The organism is Spongorhabdus nitratireducens (assembly GCA_947387575.1).
Classification (GTDB): Bacteria; Pseudomonadota; Gammaproteobacteria; order Pseudomonadales; family Endozoicomonadaceae; genus CANDOC01.
Map to the genome: position 1 here is coordinate 69,671 of CANDOC010000011.1, position 24,833 is coordinate 94,503.

20 protein-coding genes are annotated in these 24,833 nt (G+C 49.3%); 11 read left to right on the top strand and 9 right to left on the bottom strand.

Annotated features, from left to right (window positions below):
* The first annotated feature begins 23 nt into the window (after positions 1-23).
* Positions 24-3,209, top strand: coding sequence for a CHASE domain-containing protein (locus ACYZZ0_RS18700; RefSeq protein ID WP_461538176.1), 3,186 nt, complete (start codon positions 24-26; stop codon positions 3,207-3,209).
* A gap of 86 nt (positions 3,210-3,295) precedes the next feature.
* Here the strand turns inward: ACYZZ0_RS18700 and ACYZZ0_RS18705 are convergent, their stop codons facing one another.
* Positions 3,296-4,684: a tryptophanase gene (locus tag ACYZZ0_RS18705; protein ID WP_461538177.1), complete on the bottom strand. Its 1,389-nt coding sequence runs from the start codon at positions 4,682-4,684 to the stop codon at positions 3,296-3,298.
* A gap of 311 nt (positions 4,685-4,995) precedes the next feature.
* On the opposite strand from ACYZZ0_RS18705, the gene ACYZZ0_RS18710 reads away from it, so the two are divergent.
* Positions 4,996-5,208, top strand: a complete 213-nt coding sequence (locus tag ACYZZ0_RS18710) for a YqaE/Pmp3 family membrane protein (RefSeq protein ID WP_461538178.1) — start codon at positions 4,996-4,998, stop codon at positions 5,206-5,208.
* Positions 5,209-5,226: 18 nt separating this feature from the next.
* Positions 5,227-5,883, top strand: a complete 657-nt coding sequence (locus ACYZZ0_RS18715) for a DUF2959 domain-containing protein (protein ID WP_461538179.1) — start codon at positions 5,227-5,229, stop codon at positions 5,881-5,883.
* An 81-nt stretch (positions 5,884-5,964) separates the two neighbouring features.
* Here the strand turns inward: ACYZZ0_RS18715 and ACYZZ0_RS18720 are convergent, their stop codons facing one another.
* The gene (locus ACYZZ0_RS18720; protein WP_461538180.1) at positions 5,965-6,741 is read right to left on the bottom strand and encodes a transporter substrate-binding domain-containing protein; all 777 of its coding nucleotides are present in this window, start codon (positions 6,739-6,741) and stop codon (positions 5,965-5,967) included.
* A gap of 175 nt (positions 6,742-6,916) precedes the next feature.
* On the opposite strand from ACYZZ0_RS18720, the gene ACYZZ0_RS18725 reads away from it, so the two are divergent.
* The 4 genes from ACYZZ0_RS18725 to ACYZZ0_RS18740 all read left to right on the top strand — a co-directional run bounded on the left by ACYZZ0_RS18725 (position 6,917) and on the right by ACYZZ0_RS18740 (position 11,034).
* A complete protein-coding gene (locus ACYZZ0_RS18725; RefSeq protein WP_461538181.1) occupies positions 6,917-7,669 on the top strand; it encodes an amino acid ABC transporter permease in 753 nt (250 codons plus the stop codon).
* A gap of 39 nt (positions 7,670-7,708) precedes the next feature.
* Entirely contained in the window at positions 7,709-8,104 is a 396-nt protein-coding gene (locus ACYZZ0_RS18730; protein WP_461538182.1) for a phnA protein, read from the top strand.
* A 141-nt stretch (positions 8,105-8,245) separates the two neighbouring features.
* Positions 8,246-9,694, top strand: coding sequence for a hypothetical protein (locus tag ACYZZ0_RS18735; protein WP_461538183.1), 1,449 nt, complete (start codon positions 8,246-8,248; stop codon positions 9,692-9,694).
* A 77-nt stretch (positions 9,695-9,771) separates the two neighbouring features.
* Positions 9,772-11,034 carry a hypothetical protein gene (locus ACYZZ0_RS18740; RefSeq protein ID WP_461538184.1) on the top strand — a complete coding sequence of 421 codons (1,263 nt, stop codon included), beginning with the start codon at positions 9,772-9,774 and terminating at the stop codon, positions 11,032-11,034.
* Here ACYZZ0_RS18740 and ACYZZ0_RS18745 read toward each other — a convergent pair whose 3' ends face one another.
* From ACYZZ0_RS18745 to ACYZZ0_RS18755, 3 genes are all read right to left on the bottom strand, one after another.
* Positions 11,035-11,529, bottom strand: coding sequence for a hypothetical protein (locus tag ACYZZ0_RS18745; protein WP_461538185.1), 495 nt, complete (start codon positions 11,527-11,529; stop codon positions 11,035-11,037).
* 247 nt (positions 11,530-11,776) lie between these two features.
* Positions 11,777-13,858, bottom strand: a complete 2,082-nt coding sequence (gene recG / locus ACYZZ0_RS18750; RefSeq protein ID WP_461538186.1) for an ATP-dependent DNA helicase RecG — start codon at positions 13,856-13,858, stop codon at positions 11,777-11,779.
* A 2-nt stretch (positions 13,859-13,860) separates the two neighbouring features.
* Positions 13,861-14,775 carry a LysR substrate-binding domain-containing protein gene (locus ACYZZ0_RS18755; RefSeq protein WP_461538187.1) on the bottom strand — a complete coding sequence of 305 codons (915 nt, stop codon included), beginning with the start codon at positions 14,773-14,775 and terminating at the stop codon, positions 13,861-13,863.
* A gap of 120 nt (positions 14,776-14,895) precedes the next feature.
* Between ACYZZ0_RS18755 and ACYZZ0_RS18760 the strand changes: the two genes are divergently transcribed.
* Entirely contained in the window at positions 14,896-15,771 is an 876-nt protein-coding gene (locus tag ACYZZ0_RS18760; protein ID WP_461538188.1) for an SDR family oxidoreductase, read from the top strand.
* Here ACYZZ0_RS18760 and ACYZZ0_RS18765 read toward each other — a convergent pair.
* Positions 15,723-16,736 (bottom strand): alpha/beta hydrolase, encoded by a 1,014-nt coding sequence (locus tag ACYZZ0_RS18765; protein ID WP_461538189.1) that lies wholly within the window; start codon positions 16,734-16,736, stop codon positions 15,723-15,725. The genes ACYZZ0_RS18760 and ACYZZ0_RS18765 overlap by 49 nt on opposite strands.
* 276 nt (positions 16,737-17,012) lie before the next feature.
* Between ACYZZ0_RS18765 and ACYZZ0_RS18770 the strand changes: the two genes are divergently transcribed.
* Entirely contained in the window at positions 17,013-17,990 is a 978-nt protein-coding gene (locus tag ACYZZ0_RS18770; RefSeq protein ID WP_461538190.1) for a glucokinase, read from the top strand.
* Between the two features lie 8 nt (positions 17,991-17,998).
* Here the strand turns inward: ACYZZ0_RS18770 and ACYZZ0_RS18775 are convergent, their stop codons facing one another.
* Positions 17,999-18,697: a class I SAM-dependent methyltransferase gene (locus ACYZZ0_RS18775; protein ID WP_461538191.1), complete on the bottom strand. Its 699-nt coding sequence runs from the start codon at positions 18,695-18,697 to the stop codon at positions 17,999-18,001.
* 183 nt (positions 18,698-18,880) lie between these two features.
* Here ACYZZ0_RS18775 and ACYZZ0_RS18780 point away from each other — a divergent pair, with 183 nt between their 5' ends.
* Positions 18,881-20,476 carry a bifunctional aspartate transaminase/aspartate 4-decarboxylase gene (locus tag ACYZZ0_RS18780; protein ID WP_461538192.1) on the top strand — a complete coding sequence of 532 codons (1,596 nt, stop codon included), beginning with the start codon at positions 18,881-18,883 and terminating at the stop codon, positions 20,474-20,476.
* 125 nt (positions 20,477-20,601) lie between these two features.
* Entirely contained in the window at positions 20,602-21,987 is a 1,386-nt protein-coding gene (locus tag ACYZZ0_RS18785; protein ID WP_461538193.1) for an MATE family efflux transporter, read from the top strand.
* Between the two features lie 52 nt (positions 21,988-22,039).
* Here ACYZZ0_RS18785 and ACYZZ0_RS18790 read toward each other — a convergent pair whose 3' ends face one another.
* Both ACYZZ0_RS18790 and ACYZZ0_RS18795 read right to left on the bottom strand, forming a co-directional pair.
* Entirely contained in the window at positions 22,040-23,245 is a 1,206-nt protein-coding gene (locus ACYZZ0_RS18790; RefSeq protein WP_461538194.1) for an iron-containing alcohol dehydrogenase, read from the bottom strand.
* A 217-nt stretch (positions 23,246-23,462) separates the two neighbouring features.
* Positions 23,463-24,728, bottom strand: coding sequence for an iron-containing alcohol dehydrogenase (locus tag ACYZZ0_RS18795; RefSeq protein ID WP_461538195.1), 1,266 nt, complete (start codon positions 24,726-24,728; stop codon positions 23,463-23,465).
* Between the last annotated feature and the right edge of the window lie 105 nt (positions 24,729-24,833).

A 24,833-nucleotide genomic window follows, 5' to 3' on the forward strand; every position in this document is an offset into this window, starting at 1 on the left:
CCGGATGATTCGCGCGCCATCCAATGCAAGACAACGATACTGCTCCAAAGCCCGGTATAAACCGGCTTTTAACCAGCCTGCTGATTATCATTCTGATGGTAGCCAGCGGTATGCTGACACTTTCGGTTTCCTACATTCCCCAGCAGCAGCTGGCCCAGATAAATCCGGGACTCGGTATTGCCATTCTGGCATTGCTGAGATTCGGCTATATCCAGATGCTGCCGGTACTATTGGGCGGTTGGCTGTTTAACTGGCTGGCCAGCCACTATTTCATGGCATTGCCGCCCAATGTTTCAGACCTACTGTACAGTTCGGCTTTTGCCGCCATTCTGTGCATTCAGGCGGTGCTGACAGCATTTATCCTGCGAAGGGTAGTGGGATTTCCCAACCCACTGATAGAGCCGGCATCCCTGCTCAAGGCACTGGGTATTCTGCTGTTTGCACCATCCCTGATTGGCGTACTGATTACCGGACCACTGCTTTATGTCAGCAATCTGGAAGTTCCAACCCATGAGATTCAGGATCTACTGCTGGACAAGTTCACCGGTGATGCCCTCAGCTCAGCACTGTTGCTGCCGTTATGGCGTTTTCTCGGTAGTGATGGCAAACCTAATATCGTTTTCAAGATTCCGCTGACCCTGAGTGTCTGGACCGTGATGCTGATAGTCAGCCTGATGCTAAGTTGGTCGGTGAATCAGTATGCACTCCATGAAGCCCGCCAGTACTTCAGACAGAAAACTGATGACATTTATTATCTGGTGCGTGGTGGCCTTCGTGATATTGCCGAGCCGCTGCAGGCGCTTCGCAGTCTGTTCACAGCGACTCCCGATGTATCCAAAAGTGAGTTCCGGGATTTTACCCGCCACTTCCTGCAGCTAAATCCGGAAATTCAGGCACTGGAGTGGATTCCCAGAATCAAGGCTGATGAGCGGGATGACTTTGAATCTGCTGAAGGCAATGAAGACAGCACCCCGATGATTATTGTCGAGCAGAACCGCTCGGGTGCACTGGAAAGAGCCGCAGAGAGACCTGTTTACTTTCCGGTTAAATACGTAGAGCCCTATGGCAAGAACCGCCAGACATTTGGCTTTGATATGAGCTCTGAGCCGAAACGTGAAAGAGCCATCACTCAATCCCATCAGACCGGCAAACTGGTATTCACCGAGCCACTGAACCTGTTCGAAGACAATAGTACTGCGTTCCTTGCCTTTCTGCCGGTATTCACCCGCGATACTCCTGACAGCCCGATATCAAACTTCAGGGGATTGGTTTCTGCAGTACTTAAGATCAGACCGATGATTCTGGCCATGTTTGGTCACAGTATGCCCCGCCATACTCGAATGATGCTGGTTGACTCCACCCGCAGTGCCCAGCCAATTATGCTGGCACAGGTGCCGGAAGATCCTGATATGACTCAGGATATCTTCACCGGTCACCCACTGCTGCAGAGTTACTCACTTACTGCGGGGCAGCGTCAGTGGCAACTGTTGATGATCCCCGATGATGTGCTGGTTGCCGACCGCCTGACTGGGCCTCCCTGGATGTTCCTGGTTACAGCCCTGCTGCTGACTACAGGTATTTCAGCCTGTCTGCTGCTGGTAACCGGACAAACCTTGAGAGTAAACCAGAAGGTAAAAGAGCGGACTTATGAACTGGAGCAGGCACGAACCAAAGCCGAAGCCGCCAATGAACTGAAAAGCCGCTTCGTTGCCAATATGAGCCATGAAATCCGGACACCGATGAATGGCATTATTGCGACTTCGGAAATGATGGCTGAGACATCATTAACAGGAGAGCAAAAATCGCTACTCTCAACGGTTCAGACTTCTGCACACTCTCTGCTGGCAATCGTTAACGATGTACTCGACTTTTCCAAGATTGAGGCCGGAAGAATCGAGGTTGAGCACCACTCCTTCAACCTGATGGACCTGCTCGAACAGATTGTTGCCATTATCTATCCTCGCGCCAGTCAGCAAAGCCTGCCGCTTCAACTTTGCATTGATCGCAGCTGTCCTGCAGAGATCATCGGAGACTCCGGCCGAATCCGCCAAATTCTGCTGAACCTGCTGAGCAATGCGGTCAAATTTACCCACGAGGGTCATATCCTGCTCGAAGCCCGTTTCAGCGCTGATAACTACTTGTTCCTGCATGTTCGAGACACGGGTGTGGGTATCCCCGAAGACAAGCTGGACACCATTTTTGACGAGTTCATGCAGGCTGATGTGTCTGTGAACCGAAAGTTTGGTGGTACCGGGCTGGGGCTGAGTATCTCGCGTAAACTGGCACGCCTGATGGGTGGCGAATTGACCGTAACAAGTGAAGCAGACAAGGGTTCGACATTCACTCTGCAGCTCCCTGTATCACCAGCGCCTGACAGTACAGAAACCTTACCTTCAGTCAGCGAAGAGCAATCCGGCAAGACCATCGCGCTGACCGGCAAGCCACGCTGGAGTAGATTATTGAAACAACAGCTTGGTATGCTGGGTTTTGACACCGTGGAAATTCAGGATGTACCTGACCTCGATTCCGATGCTGACCTCTTTATCTGGCAGACGGACACTATGGGTGAAGGGGCACGGGAGGAACTTCAGGCCTTCCAGACATCACTGAGCAATACCCGGAACGAGAAGGCTCCAACGCTCTTGATTTGTAACTTCCCGGAGCCCGGTGACAACGAACATTGTGAAAAGAGTGGTGCCACCCGGTTTATGCTGCGTCCCTTCACAGAAAAAATGCTGGGCGAACAGGTGGTAAACGCACTGAACGGTCTCAAGGAGGAGCCTGAAAATATGAACTCGACTGCACCGGCCAGTACCGAATCCATTGGCCTGCGGATTTTGGTGGCTGAAGATAACCCGGTCAATCAGATGGTTGCCACCAAGTTGCTGTCCAAGCTTGGCTGTACCACCAAGGTAGCGAACAATGGTGCCGAAGCGATTGAAAAGCTTCAGTCCGGAGAAGACCAGTTTGACCTGATACTGATGGATTGCATGATGCCTGAAGTTGACGGCTATGAAGCAACCCGTCGTATTCGGGCGATGGACAGCGACCTGTCTAAAATACCGATCATTGCGTTTACAGCCAATGCCATGCAGTCGGACCAGCAGGCCTGTACCGATGCAGGTATGGATGATTTTCTTGATAAGCCGGTTACTCTGGCGCGCATGCAGGCAACATTAAGTCGCTGGGCGGAAAAAATTCGCTCCTGATCGAATAAGGGATGATTCCACAGGCTCCGGAATCATCCTCCCCTTCTCTGCTTTGATCTCAATGCCTTCCTGATCCCCACTTGCTTTCAGGCAACCGCTTTAAAACGGGCAGTAAAGTGGCGCAGCACATGCGGCTCGTAGGTAAAGGTGACGCCTTTGATTGTTTCTGCACGATCATTCAGCTCAATCAGCGTTTCAGCCACAAAGTCCATATGATCGTTGGTGTAGGTTCGGCGGGGAATTGTCAGACGCAACATCTCAAAGGGAGATGCCTTCTGTTCTCCGGTATCCGGATCTCTACCCAGCATCAGTGAACCGATCTCCACACCACGGATACCACCTTCCAGATAAATCTCATTGGCCAGCGCATGTCCCGGGAAACATCTGGGCTCTATATGTGGCAACATTTTGGCCGCATCAATGAAAACAGCATGCCCACCTGTAGGATACTGAATCGGTATACCACTCTCTCTTAACCGCTCACCCAGATAGGCAACCTGGCCGATGCGATAATTCAGATAGTCATCATCCATGGCTTCATGCAGACCCAGCGTTAAAGCCTCCATATCCCGTCCGGCAAGGCCACCGTAAGTCACAAAGCCCTCCATCGGGACACAACGCTCACACACCGAGCGATAGATCGACTCATCTTCCTTGATACAGCAAAGTCCGCCAATATTTACCAGCGCATCCTTTTTGGCCGACATGGTGAACATATCACCATAGCTGAACATTTCCTGAATAATTTCCCGAATGCTTTTGTTGCTGTAGCCTTCTTCCCGTTCCCGAATAAACCAGGCATTTTCACAGAATCTGGCTGCATCCAGCACCACCGGGATATTTCTGTCACGGGCATACTGGCTGGCTTCACGGATATTAGCCATGGATACCGGCTGGCCGCCAGCACTGTTATTGGTCACAGTCAGAATCAGGGCTGCAATATTCTTGCTGCCATGCTCCTCAATCGTTCGCTGCATTTCGGCAATGTCGATATTGCCTTTCCAGGGATAGGGGGTAGTGGTATCCAAAGCTTCAGATACCGGCAGGTTAACCGGTTTACCTCCACACAGTTCTACATGGGCAGCGGTGGTGTCAAAGTGATAGTTGGAAATAAAAACCGGCGTTTTGCTCTCTGTGCGCTCAGCCAGACAGGGAAACAAAATCTGCTCGGCACCCCGGCCCTGATGGGTAGGTGTCGTATACTTGTAGCCAAAGAGTTCTTCTATGGTTTCTGCCAGTCGATAATAATTTCTGCCACCGGCATAGGCTTCATCCCCTCGCATCAATCCGGCCCACTGGTTATCACTCATCGCTCCGGTGCCGGAATCACTCAACAGGTCGATAAAAACATCATCACTTTTTAGCAGGAAGGGATTAAAGCCGGCATCCTCCAGGGCTTTTTCCCGGTAACTTCGGGTGGTCATATGAATCGGTTCGACCATTTTGATGCGAAAAGGCTCCGGGATACGTTTCATAGGCACTATCCATTGAGATGTTTGGCCAGGAAGATACTGGGCCATCAACATATTAAGTGAAAAAATTAACCTTTATGTGTGACAACTTATCTATGAGCCCTGTCTGCATATAGCAACAGAGTCTAAAACACCCAGTATGGCAGCTAATGGAATGACCGCGCGCCCAAAGCTGGAATTTTGAACGAGCTTGTCTTATTGGAATGTCCGTTATATTCAGAAGCCAGTAAAAACAGCTCATTGAGCAACGCTCTCTAGAGGAATAACATAGTCCCTTCGGGTAATACAAAAATAACTGGAGCCAAGGAAGATTCATGCGCTATTTTCTTGCTATTATTCTGCCCCCTGTTGCAGCCCTGCTCTGTGGCAAGCCCTTTCAGGCTTTGCTGAACCTGATTCTGACATTGCTTGGCTGGATTCCCGGTGTCGTCCATGCCCTGTTTATCGTCCACACTCATCTGGCCGACAAGCGCAACAAAAACCTGATTGACGCCATAGAAAAAGATTCATCAAAAAGAAGTATTTAAAGACCAGGACAACTGAATATGCGAACCCGCAAGTACTCTGCTCTCTCCTGTATAGCTCTGGTTGCACTGCTGCTGACCGGTTGCGAAAGCGCTTACTACAGCGCAATGGAAAAGGTAGGTATCCACAAGCGTGATATTCTGGTAGATCGTATTGAGGATACTCAGGAAGCTCAGGAAGAGGCTCAGGAGCAGTTCAAATCAGCGCTGGAACGCTTCCGTAGTGTCGTTAATTTCGACGGTGGCGATCTGGAAGATGCGTATAACGAACTGAACGACGAGTACGAAAGCAGCACTGCTGTTGCAGAAGACGTCCGTAACCGTATAGCGGAAATAAAGGATGTGTCCGAAGCCCTGTTTGACGAGTGGGAAGAAGAAACAAGACTGTACAAAAGCAGTGCACTGAAACAGGACAGCCTGCGCAAACTGAAAAAGACTCGCCGTCACTACCGTCAGATGCTGAGCACTCTGGAGCGCTCCGAGTCCCGTATGCAGCCGGTTCTGGATGCATTTCAGGATCAGGTGCTGTATCTGAAGCATAATCTGAATGCCAGTGCGATTGCGGCACTGAAGGGCGAGTTTGGCAATATCAAAGCCGATATTGAAAGACTGATTCGGGAAATGCAGGTTTCTATTGATCAGAGCCGGGAGTTTGTAGAAACCCTGAAGCAGTCCTGAAGAATTTGATTTCGTGCTCCTGTGTTATTCCAGGTACATATGAGAGTGGCTACCAAAGCCACTCTCATTTCACCAAAGCTTTTAATTTGCTGACTCTTTAATCCACTTCGTTTCCAGTGCCCTGAACAATCCCTGAGCCTGACGATAGCGGATCCAGTGGTTGATATAATTAATCCACACCTGATCTTCCTGCGGCAGCAACAATGCCAGATGCTTGGCCTGACGCGGTTCAAATGAAAGTATTGCCAGTTGTGGATATTTCTTAACCAGTTTGGCCGCTTCCAGCGTTGAAGTCAGAGCAACATCAGCCCGACGGGAGAGAACTTCCTGAAAGTCTCTGGCCGGCGCTTCAACTGTTTTCAGTTTAGCCTTGGGCAATCCAGACTTGGCTTCAGCTTCAAACACAGTTCCCAGCGTTACCGCTACACGTACTTCAGCCTTATTCAGATCATCCCAGCTGGCGTATTTCTTCGCTTTGGATTTCAACGTAACCGGTACAGTTCCCAGGGTAAAATAGGGATCTGAATAGCCAGCAACCCGGGCACGGCTCATATTGATAGAAGCACTGCCGGTCATATCATATTTTCCAGCAACAACACCGTTTACCAGCGTCTTCCAGTCAGCCGGAACAAAAGTGACTTTTACTCCCATATCTTTGGCCAGCGCTTTGGCCAGATCAATATCAAAACCCTGATATTCGTTGGTAACCGGATTACGAACACTCATCGGATCCCAGTCACCGGTAGTACCTACACGCAGTTCGCCCCGCTCAAGAATTTCATCCAGACGGGATTTATCGCCCGCCTGAGCCCCCAAGGTAAAAACCAGCATCAAAAATGAGGCTATGATACGTCGCATCTGAAAACCTGTTATATGTTGTGTTTCAGACGCCATCTTCTGTTATAAGGCAGAATCAGGTCAACGTGCAGGTCGTTATGGGCATATAACTACTTTTATAAAAAGTACTGGTCGTCGTATTAATACGTTCTAACCGTTATGCTTCGCGAGAGAATCACAAACAAGGAAGCGAACTGTGCGCCTGAAGTTTTGGCCGGTTATTTTTTTGGGGCTACTGTTGTCCGGGTGTTCCGGAGCTGATGACGCTTACACCTGGGGCTGGCATATCCTGTCACCACTCACTGACAATGGCCAGATTAATCTCAAGTTTCTGGCCAGCGGCTTTATCTGGACACTGTCTCTTAGTATCAGTGCCTTTATTCTGGCTATGACTATTGGCTTTTTGATTGCCCTGCCCGGATTATCAGAAAAACGTAGCATCAGGATCGTCAATCGTTTTTATGTAGAAGTCTTTCGCGCCATTCCGGTGCTGGTTATGCTGCTGTGGATCTATTACGGCCTACCGGTTGTACTGGGTATCGAAATGTCTGCATTTGCTGCAGCTTTGCTGGCACTGGCACTGTGTGAAAGCGCATTTCATGCAGAAATATTCCGGGGCGGTATTCAATCCATCCACAAAGGGCAGGCTGAAGCTGCAAAAGCGCTGGGTTTGTCGCGCTGGCGCACCATGCAGAAGGTTATTCTGCCGCAGGCTATTCGTCAGGTTCTGCCACCACTGGGCAATCAGTTTGTTTATATGCTGAAGATGTCTTCACTGGCTTCAGTTATCGGGGTACAGGAACTGACCCGTCGCGCCAATGAGCTGCAGATCAATGAGTACCGGGCAATGGAGATTTACTCTTTCCTTGTGCTCGAATACCTGATTATTGTGCTGATCTTCTCTTTCCTGGCCCGACGCCTTGAGAAGGCGATGGCCTACCCCAATTGACAGAACACATTTATCAAGCGTTGAAACGAGGTAATCACAATGGCGAAAGGGCTGCAGAAACACCGGGAACGGCTGGATGCACTGAACAGATTGGGCAAAGACCTGGCCCGTCGCGCCAGCTCTAAGTGCGAGCTGTGCGAAGCTGCCGGCGTATCACTGGCAACCTGGGAAGTAGCACCAGTTCCGGCAGAGCCGGAAATCGAACACTGCCTGAAACTATGTGAAACCTGCCATACCCAACTGGAACACCCGAAACGTATAGAGCCGGATCACTGGCGCTGTCTGGGCAAGGCGGTATGGAGCCAGGTACCTGCAGCACAGGTTACTGCTGTCCGGATGCTGCGACAGCTTTCAGAGCACTACCCCTGGGCGGCTGAAATTATGGAGCATGCTTATCTGGAGCCTGAAATAGAAGCCTGGGTCGAAAATGGCTAAACCCGCATAACAATTAATACTACAAATTAATAAGACATTTTTACCAAACGCTGTGGGCGATGTTATCTGAAGCCCACAGTGCTATTTAGCAAATTCCAAAATCATATCTATGCTTTTTCATTTCTCTATTGGATTAGAAAAATGAAAAAGTATTCAATCCAAAAGAAAACTCTTTTTATGGCTCTAGTTTTGTGTTGCTCTCTGAAAACTTCAGCAGACCCAACACTAGAGCGTATAACCCAGTTAATGGCTGAATGGAGCGAGTATCTAAGCTCAGTGCAATGCATGATCTTCATAGCAGATATAGACGGCACATTTTTTCAGAGCGATGACAAAGAACTAATCAAATCATGTGACTTGGTTCCCGGGGGAACTTATCAACACTTCTTTTACATCCAGTTTCTACAGTTAATCTGTAACCAGCTTAATTGTTATGTAATCTTCAATACAGCCCGACCCTATGTACCTGTTTCATCAGATCAGGGTATTCAAGCAAGAGCTGATGAAACAATAAAAAAATCAAACATAAAGTCTAGCTATATCGAGAATTATGTAAGGCAGTTCGCAAATTTAGGTATCGATTTGAATGAAAGTCCCAAGAGTCTTCCCTTTGTTGGAAAACCTGATGAGTGGCTTGTTCTCAGGCAGCGAGATGGAACACGGGCTCTAATCCCAAAACCCCATATACTGATTACAGGAAGTGGCAGTTTTATTCAGGTTGGTAGCAGGGTAAATGAACGGATAGACCCCGCATTCTATAATTCAACAGTCGAGCAGTGGATTACCGCTGATGAAGAGCAGCTTGATGTACTTCACCAGTTTTGGGAGCGGGAAAAATTTCCTGTAAGCCCGATAACGCCAGCAACATACTCTCAACTCTTCCTTATCAGACAACTCCAAGGACCTGTTTTCCCCAGACCATTAATTCCTGATGATTTACTACCCGAGAGCAGTTTACTGGTATGGCCAGCAGCAAGGGAAAATGAAAGGTCTTTTCCTGTCCAAAACCTTGCCATAAACAAAGGTTATGCCGCTCAGTGGATCCTGATGAAACTACAGGAAACCGGTTTAATTTCTCCACCTGATAACAATGTGATATGCATCTGTGGCGACAGCGAGGGCGATCTGCCTATGATGAAGCTAGATCTCCGCGGTGAAGCACTGAAGTCCTTTGACAAGTGTACTCGCGGACAAATGAAGTTGTTACGAGACCGCATTGCTGCCCTGGGTATCACAGAAATACTCCCCGGTTGGATAAATAAAGCCTGGGCCTGCAGTGCTGTACCCAGAACAAACACTATTACTTACAGTCTTCTGGAAGGTAGCTGTCAGTTGAGACTGGCTCAGACTGCTGAAGGTGGTGTACTACCGATGCTGGAAAGCATGCTCTCTATTGCAAAAGCTGGCCCCAAACTGGACCCGGCGATGCTTAAGCTCATGAGCTTAATGGAAGATCAGCAGGGCGGATATGATGCAATAGTGCAGTCTCAGGACTATACAGCTGCTTCCATGGCTGGCAGAAAAAGGCGTAGTGTCAACAGGTCTTTTAGCAGTACGGATGTCCCCCCTGTTGAATCATCGACCAATTAAATAGCATTTGCCTTCAATTCAGAGATTGTTAGCTAGACTGAGAAGCCAGTCTTATCTCAACAACTGTAGAATTTACCATGCCGGAAATTCTGGACAGCATTCGCGATGCCCTGTTTGGAAAAACACACTCCAACGCAATAGGTGTCCAACTGGCAGAAATGGCAGATGCCCGGCAGGGCACACTGTATTTTCTGGCCAATTCCGAGTTTGTTCCTTACCCCAAACAAGTCTCTCTCGCCTCATCACTGTTATCAGGCATTTTTGGCAATACTGTTTTTTTTGAAGATATAACAACTTTGTCGTCAGCCATCGTGACCAAAACACCGGTTATCGGCACGAGTTTCGGGCAGGCTTTGGCCAGTGCGGGTTCAGCAGTAGGCAGTATGGCTCACAAGTTGAATGCTGAAGTCTCTTCATTTTTTGTCAGAATACTGGACAAACTGGCTTCAGTTTTTGGCCGATTCAGCAGTACAGTAGCTGAAAAACTGCGCTCTATATCACCAGCAGTGCTGGGTGCACTGGCAGGCAAGCTGGTTGGGATGATTCCGGGCTGGGGCTACGTTAAATCAGCAAGTGCCATCTACCAGGCTACCCGCCGGGCTATATCAGGTGCTTATACCTTCTTTTCCCAGCTATGGAGCGGCTATGAAGTTGAATTACTCGGCGGACACCCGTCAATCATTGCCAATGCCATGGCTCGGCATTCTCTTGCCAGAACAGCCGGTGGCGTTACCGATGTAGCGATAGAAACAACCATGGTCGGGTTGACTGCTTCAGGCGATCTCGCAGGAATGATGGGCTCTATTGTCAGTGTGTTAAAAACCGTGCTGCAGGCAATCGTCAGTTTTGTGGAAGGTATGATTCAGAAGTACTTTGTCAAAAAAGTGCTTAAGGAAGCTGCCGAGGACTGGAAAATCCGCGAGTCTTCACGTTCCATGATATATAACCACCAGATCTTCTCAGAGTGGTTTCAAAAGGCCGTTATTCCCTGCCCGATCATTGCTGCAATCACCCTGAATTCTGGTTTTGTTGCTCACCCCTACCGGTTTCTGAAACTGCTGGATTCAGGCAACCATATGAAATCCGAAGCTGATTTCGCCAAAGGAACCGAGCACATAGAAAAGCTCAAGGATATCAGTCAGAACTATATCCACGAGTATGTGAAAGCGTATGAAATGCGTTTTTCCGGCAAGGATGAACTGGTCAGTGCACGACTAAATGACATTATACTGGGGCGGGCATTTTCAACACCGCCTCCCCGGTTTGCGAGTCAACCAGTTAAACTGCAGAAGACGGGTAGCAACGGCCTCCCGGATGACTGGGAGGTTATCGAAGCCTGATTACATGTTGCAGTGTGATGCCAGTGCATTCAGCGCCATGGATGAACGCTTCAGCGGCATCCGCAGGGTTCGGGTTTTGCCACCGGGTAGCTCCCGCACGATAGAAACATAGTTGCCCTGTTTCAGCTGATCCATCAATTCTGCCGTTACATCCGGGCTAAATGCGGTGTAGTTCTTGTAGCGCGCAGTCAGCTCGGAACGCTTGCTACCCACACTCAGACGAATAATACCGGCACGTTCCTGTCTGAAATTAGCGTTGGGAGAATACAGCATCAAAGCTGGCCACTGGCTGGTTTCGGTGCAGAAAATAGCGAGTTCTGTTCCCATACCAGTAGAAATCGAAGCGACGTGCTGGCGAAAATCACCTTTACCAAAAACGGTATATTGCCAGGAGGCAACCTTGCCGTTATTCACGGCCTGACCTGTTGTGCTCAGGGCGAGTCCCGCTAACAGCAATCCGGCCGACACTAAAACTGACTGTCTTTTTTTTATCATTGCCACTTTCCCTCTGTGCTGCCCTGTGAAAGCACCGCTGTTTTATCCCACCGTCAGTGGCTGTTATTGGTAAGCGGCATCTCTGCTGACGGCCTTAATGCAGACCATACCAACACGATATAAATGAAAGGCCAAAATTGTGGCGGATATTAATCGCATATAACGACTAAAACCGGAATAAGTAGATGTAGCGTCAGTCACCGTACGATAACGAACAAAATCGAACAAACCCCGAAAAAACGCTTAATCAGACATCAAGATAGCGATCACCTTCTACCAGCCAACGACTGATAATCGCTTCGATATGCCCCGGTGCCTGTTGTTGTAACTCTGCGGCAGCTATCCGGACTGTATCCAGCAGCCCTTGGTCCCGCTGCAAATCAGCAACTTTCATCTGCATCAGGCCGGTTTGTCGGGTTCCCAGCACTTCACCCGGGCCACGCAACTCCATATCTTTTTCAGCAATGACAAAACCGTCACTGGAGTCTCGCATCACTTTCAGTCTTTCACGGCTCTGCTGGGACAATGGCGCGTGATACATCAGCACACAGTGGCTGGCAATCGAGCCCCGGCCAACACGTCCCCGCAACTGGTGCAACTGGGCCAGTCCCAGTCGCTCAGGGTTTTCAATAATCATCAGGCTGGCATTGGGTACATCAACACCGACTTCTATTACCGTGGTTGCCACTAACAGATGTAATTCACCGGATTTAAATGCCGCCATCACCTCGGCTTTTTCTGTCGGTTTCATACGACCATGGATCAACCCAATGGACAGATCCGGTAATGATTTTTGTAACTCTTCTGCCGTAACTTCTGCGGCCTGACACTGCAAAGCTTCAGATTCTTCAATCAGGGTGCAAACCCAATACGCCTGACGACCCTCCAGACAGGCTGCCCGCACCCGCTGAATAACTTCCGGACGACGATCATCGCCCATAACAACCGTATTTACAGGTGTTCGACCCGGAGGCAGCTCATTGATAATGGAGCAGTCGAGATCTGCATAGGCGCTCATGGCAAGGGTTCGGGGAATCGGTGTTGCCGTCATAATCAGCTGGTGTGGCCGGGCACCCTGATTTTCACCCTTTTGTCGCAGAGCAAGTCGCTGGTGAACACCAAACCGGTGTTGTTCATCGACGATAACAACACCCAGCTTGTTGAACATGACATCATCCTGAAACAGGGCATGGGTGCCAATGACAACCTGCGCTTCTCCAGTCTCGATACGCTGTAATTCTTCGGTACGTTTCTTTCCCTTGGTTTTTCCCGTCAGCCAGGCCAGCGTTACACCTAACGGCTTCAGCCAGGCACCAAAGTTTTTGAAGTGCTGTTCAGCCAGTATTTCAGTTGGTGCCATCAGTGCAGCCTGATAGCCATTTTCCACCGCCTGTAATGCCGCCATTGCGGCAACAACCGTCTTGCCAGAGCCTACATCCCCCTGAACCAGTCGCAGCATCGGCACCGGCTGCTGCATATCTTCCCGGATTTCATCGCATACCCGGGCCTGGGCACCTGTCAGGGTAAAACCCAGTCCCTCTAGAAACTTGTTTGATAGATCATGTCCGGGCTTCAGAGCATAGCCGCCTTCCTGCCGCACCTTGTTACGCAGCTTCTGCAGACTCAGGTGATGGGCCAGCAGCTCTTCAAATGCCAGTCGTTGCTGCGCCGGGTGACAACCTTCCAGCAATTCTTCCACTTCGGTTTGAGGTGGTGGTTGGTGCAGAAAGCGGACAGCATCAGCCAGCGGCATCATCTGCAACCGGGCCAGAATGCCAAAGGGCAGCAACTCTTGCAGTGCATCCGGCCGATTCATAAATTTCAGCGCCTGCAGACACAGGCTGCGCAACCGCATCTGGGTCAGCCCTTCTGTCGCAGGATAGACCGGTGTCAGGGTCTCTTCGATATTGTCTGTCTGATCAGGCTGGATCACTCTGAATTCAGGATGGTAAAACTCCAGCCCACTGGAGCCTCGGCGAGGTTCGCCAAAGCAACGAACTTCAGTTCCGGGCTTCAGACTGTTTCGTTGAGAAGCATTGAAATGATAAAACCGCAGGCTGGCACTGCCAGTATCATCCCGGATCCTGCATAACAGACTGCGCCGGCGACCCTGAACAATATCCGAAGCAACAATTGTCCCCTGAATAACTACATCCTGTTCCAGCGGCAACCCACCCAGCGGCGTAATACGGGTTCGGTCTTGATAGCGCAGGGGCAAATGAAACAACAGATCCTGAATACTGTGAATGCCAATACGAGCCAGCTTGTCTGCCAGGCTTGCACCCACGCCTTTCAGTTCGGTTACCGGAGTATCAGCCAGTGTCTGCATCGTCAGTGCGCCACCGAACAAAGTCGAATGGCATCAGACAGTACATCAATCGCCTTGTGACGGGGGAAGCTGGCGCGCCAGGCTAGTGCCACTGTTCGCTGTGGCCCCGGAGAACTGAATGGCCGGGTAACCAGTACCCGCGGCGAGTAATGGTGCTGGTGAGAAGCCGACATGGGCAGTACTGAAATCCCCATACCGGAAGCGACCATGTGCCGGATTGTTTCCAGCGAGCTGGCTTCAATGGTGGTCTGCTTGTCATTAGGGCGCTGATCCTTGCCGGAACGCAAGGCCGGGCAGGCGTCCAGAATCTGATCCCTGAAGCAGTGTCCTTCACCTAACAACAACAAATTGTCGTTTGTTAAATCATTGACATCGATTGTTTGCCGGGATGCCCATTCATGTTCTGCCGGCAGCAAAACAGTGAAAGGCTCATCATAAAGCGACTGAGTTACAACATCGGCTTCATTAAACGGCAGCGCAACAATAATCGCATCCAGCTCACCCATCCGTAGTTTTTGCCGCAATACCGAGGTGTAATTTTCCTCGATATACAGCGGCATGGTCGGCGCCGCTTTCTGCAGCTGGGGAATCATATACGGGAACAGGTAGGGCCCGATGGTATAAATGGCACCGACCCGCAGCGGCGTTGCTAACTGATCCTGTCCGGCACTGGAAAGCGTTTTAATAGTGCTGGCTTCTTCCAGCACTTTCTGAGCCTGTTCAATAATCTGCTCTCCAACCGGCGTTACCCTGACCGCAGACTTCGATCGCTCAAAAATCGCCACTCCCAGTTCATCTTCCAGCTTCTTCACCCCGACACTCAGGGTCGGCTGGCTGACAAAGCAACGCTCTGCCGCACGGCCAAAATGCTGTTCCCGGGCAAGGGCAATAATGTAACGCAGTTCAGTCAGGGTCATAGGTGGTGGTTAAACTCATTGATGGCTTGTAATGATTAACAAGCCCAAGTCCAGTTGGAGTAGTGATTAAAAAAATCTATTACACTTAGCGCTATCTTAGCGCGATGCCGGAGCAGTGCAATGACAGAGCATAATGAAATCAGGGTTGTTATTGCCGGATGTGGCGATGTGGGTTGTGAACTGGCACGTATTTTGTTGGCTGATAAAGTCAAAGTCTGGGGATTGCGACGAAATATCGAAGCGTTGCCAGCCGGCGTTATTCCGGTGAAAGCCGATTTGTCATCACCTCACAAGCCTGTGGACTGGCCCGACAGAATAGATTATCTGGTGTACTGTGCCGCGGCGAATGGCCATTCTCCCGAGGCCTATCAGCAAGCTTATGTCACCGGTTTACAGCATGTACTGGACTGGACAGCAGAAGGCACACAACAGCCCAAACGCATGTTCTTTACTTCAAGTACCGGTGTTTATCACCAGTCCGGCGGCGAATGGGTCGATGAAACCAGTCCAACCCAGCCCGAAAGCTTCAGCGGTACAATCATGCTGGAGGCAGAAAACTTGCTGCGACAAAGCGCTATACCATCAACCGCAGTAAGGTTTGGCGGCATCTATGGCCCGGGGCGACAACGTATGATGCGTCAGGCGCTGGCAGGAAAAGGATATGCGGATACGCCTGTCAGCTGGAGTAACCGAATCCACCGGGATGATTGCGCAGGTGTGCTCAGACATCTGATCCAGCAAGATATGGCAGGTCACTCGCTGGACAGCTGCTATATCGGTGTAGATGACTGCCCGGCGCCTCTACATGAAGTTATGCAGTGGCTAACCCGGCAGCTGAATACCGAAATTACTGAACGCCAACAATCCAGTCGAGGCAGTAAACGTTGCCAAAACAACCTGCTAAAGCAGACTGGCTATCAGTTCCGTTATCCGGACTATAAGGCGGGCTATGCAGCCTTGCTGGCATCATCCGGTAATTCCGGTGTATGTGAATAGAGAAACTGCCCTAACTTATTCAATGCCATGGAACTTTGAGGAATCAGCCAGTCCGGGAAAAGCTGGAAGACATGAAACATGCCTTCATAAACATCCTGTGTCACATCAACACCAGCTTCCCGGGCCTGCTTTTCCAATCTTTTATTCTGGTCATAAAACAACTCGACACTGCCCGTCTGAATATACAACGGCGGCAGCCCAGTCAGATTAGCCTGACTGATGTTCACTCTGGGGTGATTTTCCAGAGCCTGAGTCACATAACACTGAGCATCTGGCATCTGAAACAGCTCAAGCGGAAAGATGTCATAAGGCAGGTGACTCTTCATGCTGCCGGAGAGATCTCTCGGTTCACTCCATGGAGCCATCACAGCACAGGCTGCAGGCATGGGATGGCCATTTTCTTTTAATGCCACTGCAGTAGCCAACGTTAACGCACCACCCGCAGAATCTCCTGCAATAGTCACAGTGCGTGGCTCATACTGCTCTAGAACTGCTAACGTCGCGGCGAGACAGTCATCATTGGCAGCGGGGAATTTATGCTCCGGCCCCAAACGATACTCAACACCGATAACCAGCGCCTTCATCTCTCGAGCCAGTTGAGCCATTAGTTGATGGTAAACTTTTACCGAGCCAAAAACATAGCCACCGCCGTGCAGGTAAACAAGTACTCTTTTGGGCTGCTCAATCTGCAGCGGCCGACAGCCATGGACAGGAACACCACCCAGAATATCGTCGTAGATGAAAACTCCGTCAGCTTCAGAAACCGTTTTCGCCTGGGCATCCATTAACTTTCTCAGCCAGGGCAGTCCACTTACCGAAGCCTGCTCAAAAATATTGCGCATCAATCGACAAACATATTCTGCTTTCCAGCTACGTTCCGGGTGTCGGGCCGGTTTCAGGATCATGCTGATCAGCGCTTTAAGTATCAGCCAGAGCACAATCAGAAAGTTCTTAATGACATTCACAACAGATTCCCCCCCTGCATTTCGAGAACCCGTCAGGACAAATCTGAAAAACCTCTGCTCAGTTGTGAAAAGACAAGCTCGATTTATTCTTGTTGAATTGCTTCACACGTTACCATCAACCAAACTGACAGAAGCGTCTGGCTTGCAGCTTCAAAGCCTGACAGGGCTGCAAGCAGTATTGATATTCTGGCTTGAGAATACAATGACCATCGGAGTCAACTGAACGATTCCCGAATACATCCTGACTTAAAGGAAAAGCCTGGAGTGACAACAAAGGTGACAACAAAAACATCTGTTCTCGTTGGTGATATTGGTGGCACTCACAGCCGTCTTGCTCTGGCTGTAATTGACCGCGACAACTCTGTTGAGCTTGAGAATACTTGGATCAAGCCAACCCGAGACTTTGCCAGTTTTCAAGCACTACTCCAAAGCTATCAAAATGAGCAAAACTCAACGCTACCTGACAATGCTGTATTTGGCGTAGCCGGTCCGGTCTTTGGCGACGAAATTACACCGTCAAACCTGCCATGGCCAATTTCAATCAGTCGGACACAACAGCAATTCGGATTTGATCAACTCAGAATGGAGAATGATTTCACTATTCTGGCAGCAGCCCTTCCACTGCTGAAAGAAGCCGATACAACTTGCATAAAGCACGGTATTCATAGACCACTGGCCCCCCGGGTTGTTCTTGGCCCGGGAACCGGACTGGGCGCTGCTGCTTTAATACATACCGGTCATAGCTGGCTCCCGATCAGCTCTGAAGGTGGTTATATTTCACTGGCCGCGACGACACCACTACAACACGATGTGTTGCAAATACTTCGGCAACAGGCAGGAGATGAGAATTTTCTATGTGGAGAGACTGTACTTTCCGGCATTGGACTAACAAGAGTTTATAAAGCCCTTTGCCTTATCGAGGGAATAATCCCTCAAAGCTACTCGCCACAGGAAGTGGGCAACCATGCACTGGCAGCAACAGATCCGATATGCAGCAAAACTGTAGAGGTATTTTTTCAGTGGATGGCCACAATCGCAGCAGATCTGGCAATGGTCTTTGATGCAATTGGTGGCGTCTATATAGGTGGCGGTATTACTCCGAAACTGCAGTCTTTGCTGGATAAAGATACATTTGCCCGACTATTTGTGGGCAGAGGCGATGCCAGAGCCTATATGGATGATGTGCCGGTATCACTCATCACTCACTCTGTGCCCGCTCTGGTCGGTGCTGCAGCCCTTGGCATCCGGGGCTAACAGGCAGATCAACCTCTGTAGATGCCGGTGATGATACTTTTGACGTGCTCCATTTCGCACCACTCGTCATCATTGGCAAAAATTTGTGCCACATCCCGAACAACTTCCTGGTAGCCATAACGAGGGTGAGCATCATGAAGCGCCACCCTGGCTCCTTTTTTCAGCCAGGGTTTGAAATCGTTAAAGTCCTGCAATGCCTGTTCGTGGTTACCGTCAATCCATAGAAAATCAATGGGTTTGCTCCATTTAGCAGCAACATCCTGTGAATATCCCTCTATCAGCTCGACAATATCACCAAAGCCACTTTGACTGAGCCTCTCAGCAACCAAATCCCGGGCTGGCTTATTATCCAGAGACACACAGTTATCAGTCAGCTCTGCCTGTCGCTCAAGATTGGAGTTGAAAGGATCAATAGAATAGATCTGGCATCCCTGTTTACCCTTACACCCTGCAGCCAGATAACTGGTAGAAAGGCCACCATAACATCCTATCTCGACGATAGTTGCTGAAGCAGGAAGCTGCCGGGACCAGCAGTAAAGCATACCCGCTTCACTATGACGGATCATGCCCCCGTAGCTTTTTTTATCGTACTTATAGCCATGAAGTATACCCATCAAATTGTGGAAAAACGGACGGGAAAAACCACTGATCAGCTTTGGCCCACTCTCGGACCAGGCTCTATCAAGAAACTCGGCATTCGTTAACATACACTTACCCTGACCATTCCCTGTTTTTTGTTTAAAAACCAGATTAAAGGAACAAGAGGAATTAGCGATAGCGGCCAGTGTAGCTCATTGTGGAACATCTCATGATGCTCTCATGCACTATCCTTTTTTTATATCCTCTCATATCAGCCCCATCATCATACTGCTCTGCTTCTGGAGTCTGTAATGGATGCTCATACCTTGAAAGAATATGACTCCCTCAGCCCGTTTGAGTTCAAAGACAAATTACTGAATGCCGCATCCTCCAGCTCCATGCGCATGATGCTGAATGCAGGTCGGGGTAACCCGAACTTTCTCGCAACTGATCCTCGCCGGGCTTTTCTGCAAATTGGCGACTTCGCCCTGCAAGAGGCTGAACGTTCCTACTCTTTTCTAAACCGGGGATTTGGAGGGTTACCGGAAAAGGAAGGGATGCTGCAGCGATTCGAGATGTTCATGCACAGCCATGAAGATGCCAAGGGTATGCGATTTATCCAGGCGGCTATCTCTCTGGTGAAGGATCAGCTAGGGCTGGAGCCGGAAGCGTTCCTGTACGAAATGGTGACAGCTTTTCTGGGGTGCTATTACCCGGAGCCTGTCTCGATGCTGCATCAGTTCGAGCCTGTCATCAAAGCCTACATCAAACAGGAGCTTTATGATGACCAGCGCCCTACGAATAACTTCCGGCTATTTGCCTGCGAAGGCGGTACGGCAGCAATGAGCTATATCTTCCAGTCCCTCAAAGCCAACGGACTGCTCGATTCGGGAGACAAGATTGCGCTGGGAACACCCATTTTCACACCTTATCTCGAAATCCCGTTATTGAACGATTATCAACTGGAAGTGATTGATATCGAGGCAAGTGAAGAGTGCTGCTGGCAAATGCCGGAAGCTTCAATCAGGCAGCTGGAAGACCCTTCAGTCAAGCTGTTCTGTCTGGTTAATCCCAGTAATCCTTCATCAGTAAAGATAAACGATCAGACCCTGCAATCAATCAGCCACCTGCTTGAGCACAAGCGGCCAGACTTGATGATTGTCACTGATGATGTCTACGCAACGTTTGCAGACAACTTTGGTTCGCTACTGGCTCATTGCCCTTACAACACGCTCTGCGTTTATTCTTTTTCGAAGTACTTCGGAGCAACCGGCTGGCGGCAGGGTGTCATTGCACTGCATGACAATAATGTTTTTGACGATTTGATTCATCGTCATTCGGTTGAGAAAAAGCAACTTCTCCAACAAAGATATTCCACAATTACCGAACAGCCGGATAACTTTTCGTTTATTGACCGTCTTGTGGCTGACAGCCGCTCAGTAGCACTGCATCACAGTGCAGGTTTATCATCACCGCAACAGTTACAAATGACCCTGTTTGCTCTCAGCTGCCTGATTGACAGTGAAAATCGCTACAAACAGGGTGCGAAAAGACTTATTCAGTCACGCTACGAAACCCTGTATCAGCATATTGGTATTACACCCCTTCACAACCCCGAGAACGTTGGCTATTACACGCTGCTGGATCTGGAGCAGCTGGCCACCTCACTTTATGGAGAAGACTTTGCTCGCTGGTTTGTTACTCAGCATAACTGTCCCGACTTTTTATTCCGGCTGGCAGAAGAGACGGGCATAGTACTGTTACCAGCCAAGGGGTTTGAAGTACATCATCCATCTGTACGTGTATCACTCGCCAACCTGACGCTAGCTAACTACCGCACCATTGGCCAGTTTACACGTCAGGTTCTGAATGAGTTTTTTGAAGAGTTCAGCAAAAGCGAATGTTAAAAGTCATATTCCCCGGTTCTCGTTCGGGGTTTTGCAATTGACAATATAGCGCCACAGGAGCTCAATGCCGCTGACGTTTATTAATACAAAAATACTGACAGGGCCGGCATTTAGCTCGTTTTTTAATGAATCAAAATCTTACTCAGGGAGCGATTGTTCCATCGCTGCTTCGTCTTGCACTGCCCATTATGGGCATGTCATTTGTCCAGATGGCTTACAACATGGTCGATATGATCTGGTTGGGCCGGGTTGGGGCCGATGCTGTCGCCGCGGTAGGTACAGCAACTTTCTTTACCTGGCTCGGTATGTCATTGCAGATGACAACCAAAACCGGGGCCGAAATTACCATTTCACAGGAAATTGGCCGGGGTAATCAGGATAAAGCTGCGGTTTATGGCTCTAACTCTCTGATATTAGGTCTGCTACTGGCCGTCATATACGGGGTGGCAACCTTCGTTTTGTCTCCCGAACTGATAGCATTCTTCAAGCTTGAAGAACAGAGCGTTAATGAAATGGCCACTTCCTATCTGCAGATTATTGCCATAGGTGCGCCGTTTTATTATCTCAATCTGACCTTTTCCGGAGTATTTACCGGAGCAGGAAACAGTCGATTACCTTTCAAGGTGACATCGGCTGGTTTGATTCTGAATATTATTATTGATCCGTTGTTTATTTTTGGCTGGGGTCCTTTCTCCGGGATGGGCTCCAATGGCGCCGCAATCGCAACAGTGCTGTCCCAGCTATTTGTTACCGTGCTGTTTATTGCAGCGATCTATCAGGGACGCTCGGTAATCAAACTACCTGATACCCGCTTTCATCTGAACAAGGATATCGCAGCCCGAATTCTGAAACTGGGCTTCCCGGTAGCCTCACATATGGCGCTGTTTGCCTGTTTCTCGATCGCTATTGCCCGAATTGTGTCCCAATGGGGAGCATTACCCATTGCGGTACAAAGTGTTGGAGCCCAGATCGAGGCCGTGTCCTGGATGACGGCAGAAGGATTTGCCACCGCTTTGGGCACATTTACCGGACAGAATTATGGAGCCAACAAGTGGCACCGTATTTATGCCGGCTTTCTGGTCACGGTAGCTATCAGCGTCCTGATAGGTGCTATCGTAACGCTGGTATTTTTGCTCTTTGGTGAACAAGTATTTTCCCTGTTTATTCCCGAACCGGATGCCATCCAGCTGGGAGCCATCTATCTGGGTATTCTTGGTATCAGCCAGATGTTTATGTGTATGGAAATATCTACATCCGGTGCCTTCTATGGCGTTGGCAAAACAATTCCTCCTACAATGGTAAGCATTATCTTAACGGGTATGCGAATCCCGCTAGCCTTGCTGGTCGCCAAAGGGATACTGGATCTTGGTGTTCCGGGTGTGGAAGGTGTTTGGTGGGTTGTATCTCTCACATCTGTAGCTAAAGGCGTGCTGCTCTTTGGCTGGTTCTACTGGTTCATCTACCACCATCCTGAGAGAAAAGCCGGACATTTAGAGGCAAAACTCGCCTGAAGTTCATTTATGAAAAGCTGGAGGTAACATGCCTCCAGCTTTTCACATTTCATTATTCAGCCACTTTGACAAGAATTGACTCACACTGTCGCTTTTCCATAAACGACGGCACGGGATAACCATTTCCTTCCTTCAGGGCAGCATCAGCCAGCTCGGGAATATCCTGCTGCTGAACCTGATTAAGGGTTTGCGGAATGCCCACTTTTTCATTCAACTGTCGAATATGACTGATCAGGGTGTCCACTAGTTGGTCATCTGACATCGACAATTCGCCAATCCCCGAAATACGCGCCAGTTCAGCCAGGCTCTGACGTGCTGAAACCCGGTACAACTCCAGTACTTGCGGGAGCAGAACAGCATTGGCCAACCCGTGCGGTATGCCATATTTTCCGCCCAATTGATGGGCAATGGCATGTACATTTCCCACGTGGGCTTTGGTTATTGCCAGACCGGCGTAATAAGCCGCCAGTGCCATTTTTTCCCTGACTTCCAGATCATCACTTTGCTCACCACAGGCGTTGGGCAGGTTTTCAAATATCATTCTTGCCGCCGCCCCGGCATAAAACCTGCTGTTTCGAGTCGAGAATGTACTGATATAAGCCTCAACCGCATGAGTCAGCGCATCCATGCCGGTCGCAGCAGTTACAGATGCGGGGAGTTTCTGCATCACAACCGGATCAATAGCCGCAGCGATGGGCATCAGCTTGGGATCAATAACCAGCGACTTTTGATGGGTAACATCATCAGAAAGCACGGCTCCCACTGTTGTCTCTGACCCAGTTCCGGCTGTTGTCGGAATTACAAATAGCGGCAGTGCCTGTTTCCGACTTTTGAGGATACCTACAACCTGCTGTGGTTCCTTGTTGTTGGCAAGACAAATAGCCATCACCTTGGCAGCATCAATCGATGACCCGCCACCAACCGCAAGCAAGGCATCACAATCATGCTGTCGTGCATGCAAGATACCCTCTCTGATAACGTCACAGGTTGGATCTGGCTTGACGCCACTGAATATCGAAACCTTCATATCCAGCTGCTCAAGCCTTTCCTGAATCGTATGGGTGATTCCAAGCTCCAGCAGTGGCTTGTCAGTCACAATCATAATGTGACGGAAGTTGAATCCAGCCATGATCTTACACAACTGCAACCTGGAATCAGGCCCGATTACCGTCGTAGGTTTTTCTCCACCCAGTAGCAATTGCTGAGCAATTCGAAGAAAGAACAATCTTGTCCGATACAACGCCGTCATGAAGAGCATGATGGGAGTTTCCTTTATTATTTTTATTATCGGCATCACGAATGCTCCAGAAACTCTACCATGTAAATATCAACATATTCACTCAAAACTCAGGTAAAACTGTAGCTAAAATACGCGTTCATGCCTTTTCATAAAATCATCCACATTACCTTCAGGCAAAAGAAAACCCAACCATAGCAGTGTATAGCCGGGTTCTATCAACAGGTCAGATTTTAATTCAGCTAACCATTGCTCTTGCGATAACAGCTTCACACTGGCTTTGATCCATAAAGCATGGAACCGGATAGCTGTTTCCTTCTTTCAGCGCTGCAGTCGCAAGTTGGGGAATATCCTGTCGCTCGATTTTTTCCAAAGTAGCAGGGATACCCAATTGCTTATTCAGTGACTTGATATGATCGATAAAGGCCTGTGCCAGCTGTTCATCAGACATGGATAAAGAGCCGATACTGCAAACCCGGGCTAACTCAGCCAGTTTGTGTCTCGCAGCATCTTTGGAAAATTCCAGTACCAATGGCAGCATAACTGCATTTGCCAAACCATGGGGAATGCCATATTTGCCCCCCAGCTGATGGGCAATTGCGTGCACATAACCTACATGAGCCTTGGTAAATGCCAACCCGGCATAATAGGAAGCCAATGCCATATGCTCTCGCACTTCTAGGTCTTCGCTCTGTTCACCGCAGGCCTTGGGCAGATTCTCAAAAACCATTCGGGCAGCCGCCGCACCATAAAACCGGGTTTCATCGGTCGCAAATACTCCGATATATGACTCAATGGCATGAGTCAGAGCATCCATCCCCGTTGCAGCCGTAATGTGATTTGGCAATTTGGTCATCAGAGCCGGATCCAGAGCCGCCGCAACAGGTACCAGCTTGGGATCCAGTACGACTTCTTTCTGATGGCTGACATCATTGGAAATAACAGCGGCAACGGTAGCTTCAGAGCCAGTACCGGCAGTTGTAGGAATAACAAACAGGGGTAACGCCTGCTTCCTTCCTTTAAGGATCCCCACCATTTTCTGTGGATCTTTATTATTGGTCAGGGAAATGGCCATGACTTTGGCAGCATCAATGGAAGATCCTCCGCCTACGGCCAGAATCGCGTCACTGCTTGCATCCCTTGCTCTGGTAATGCCTTCACGCACTACCTCAAAAGTCGGATCAGGTTTGATAGCATCAAACACCGCAACCTGAATCTTCAGCTCATCCAGTTTCGCTTTAATTCCGTCGATCATACCGAGCTCAACCAGAGGCTTATCGGTAACAATCATCACTTTTCGTAAACCCAGATCTGCCATCATTTTGCATAATTGCAGACTGGAATCAGGACCAATAGCGGTTGTTGGTTTTTCTGTACCGATCAGTCTAATTGCAATGCGCAGTAAAGCGTGCCGTGCCCTGTACAAAGATGTCATGGCGAACATAGTGCTCTCCCCCCAGAGATGAAATGCTATTTTTATTGTTATTGCATAACCACAACGCATTATAAGTGGAAGCCGCAATAAATAAACAGATCAGATAACCGAGTTGCTTCTCTTCAGAAGAGTTTTCATCACATAACATCCTCTTTATTCGAGACAGACACAGTC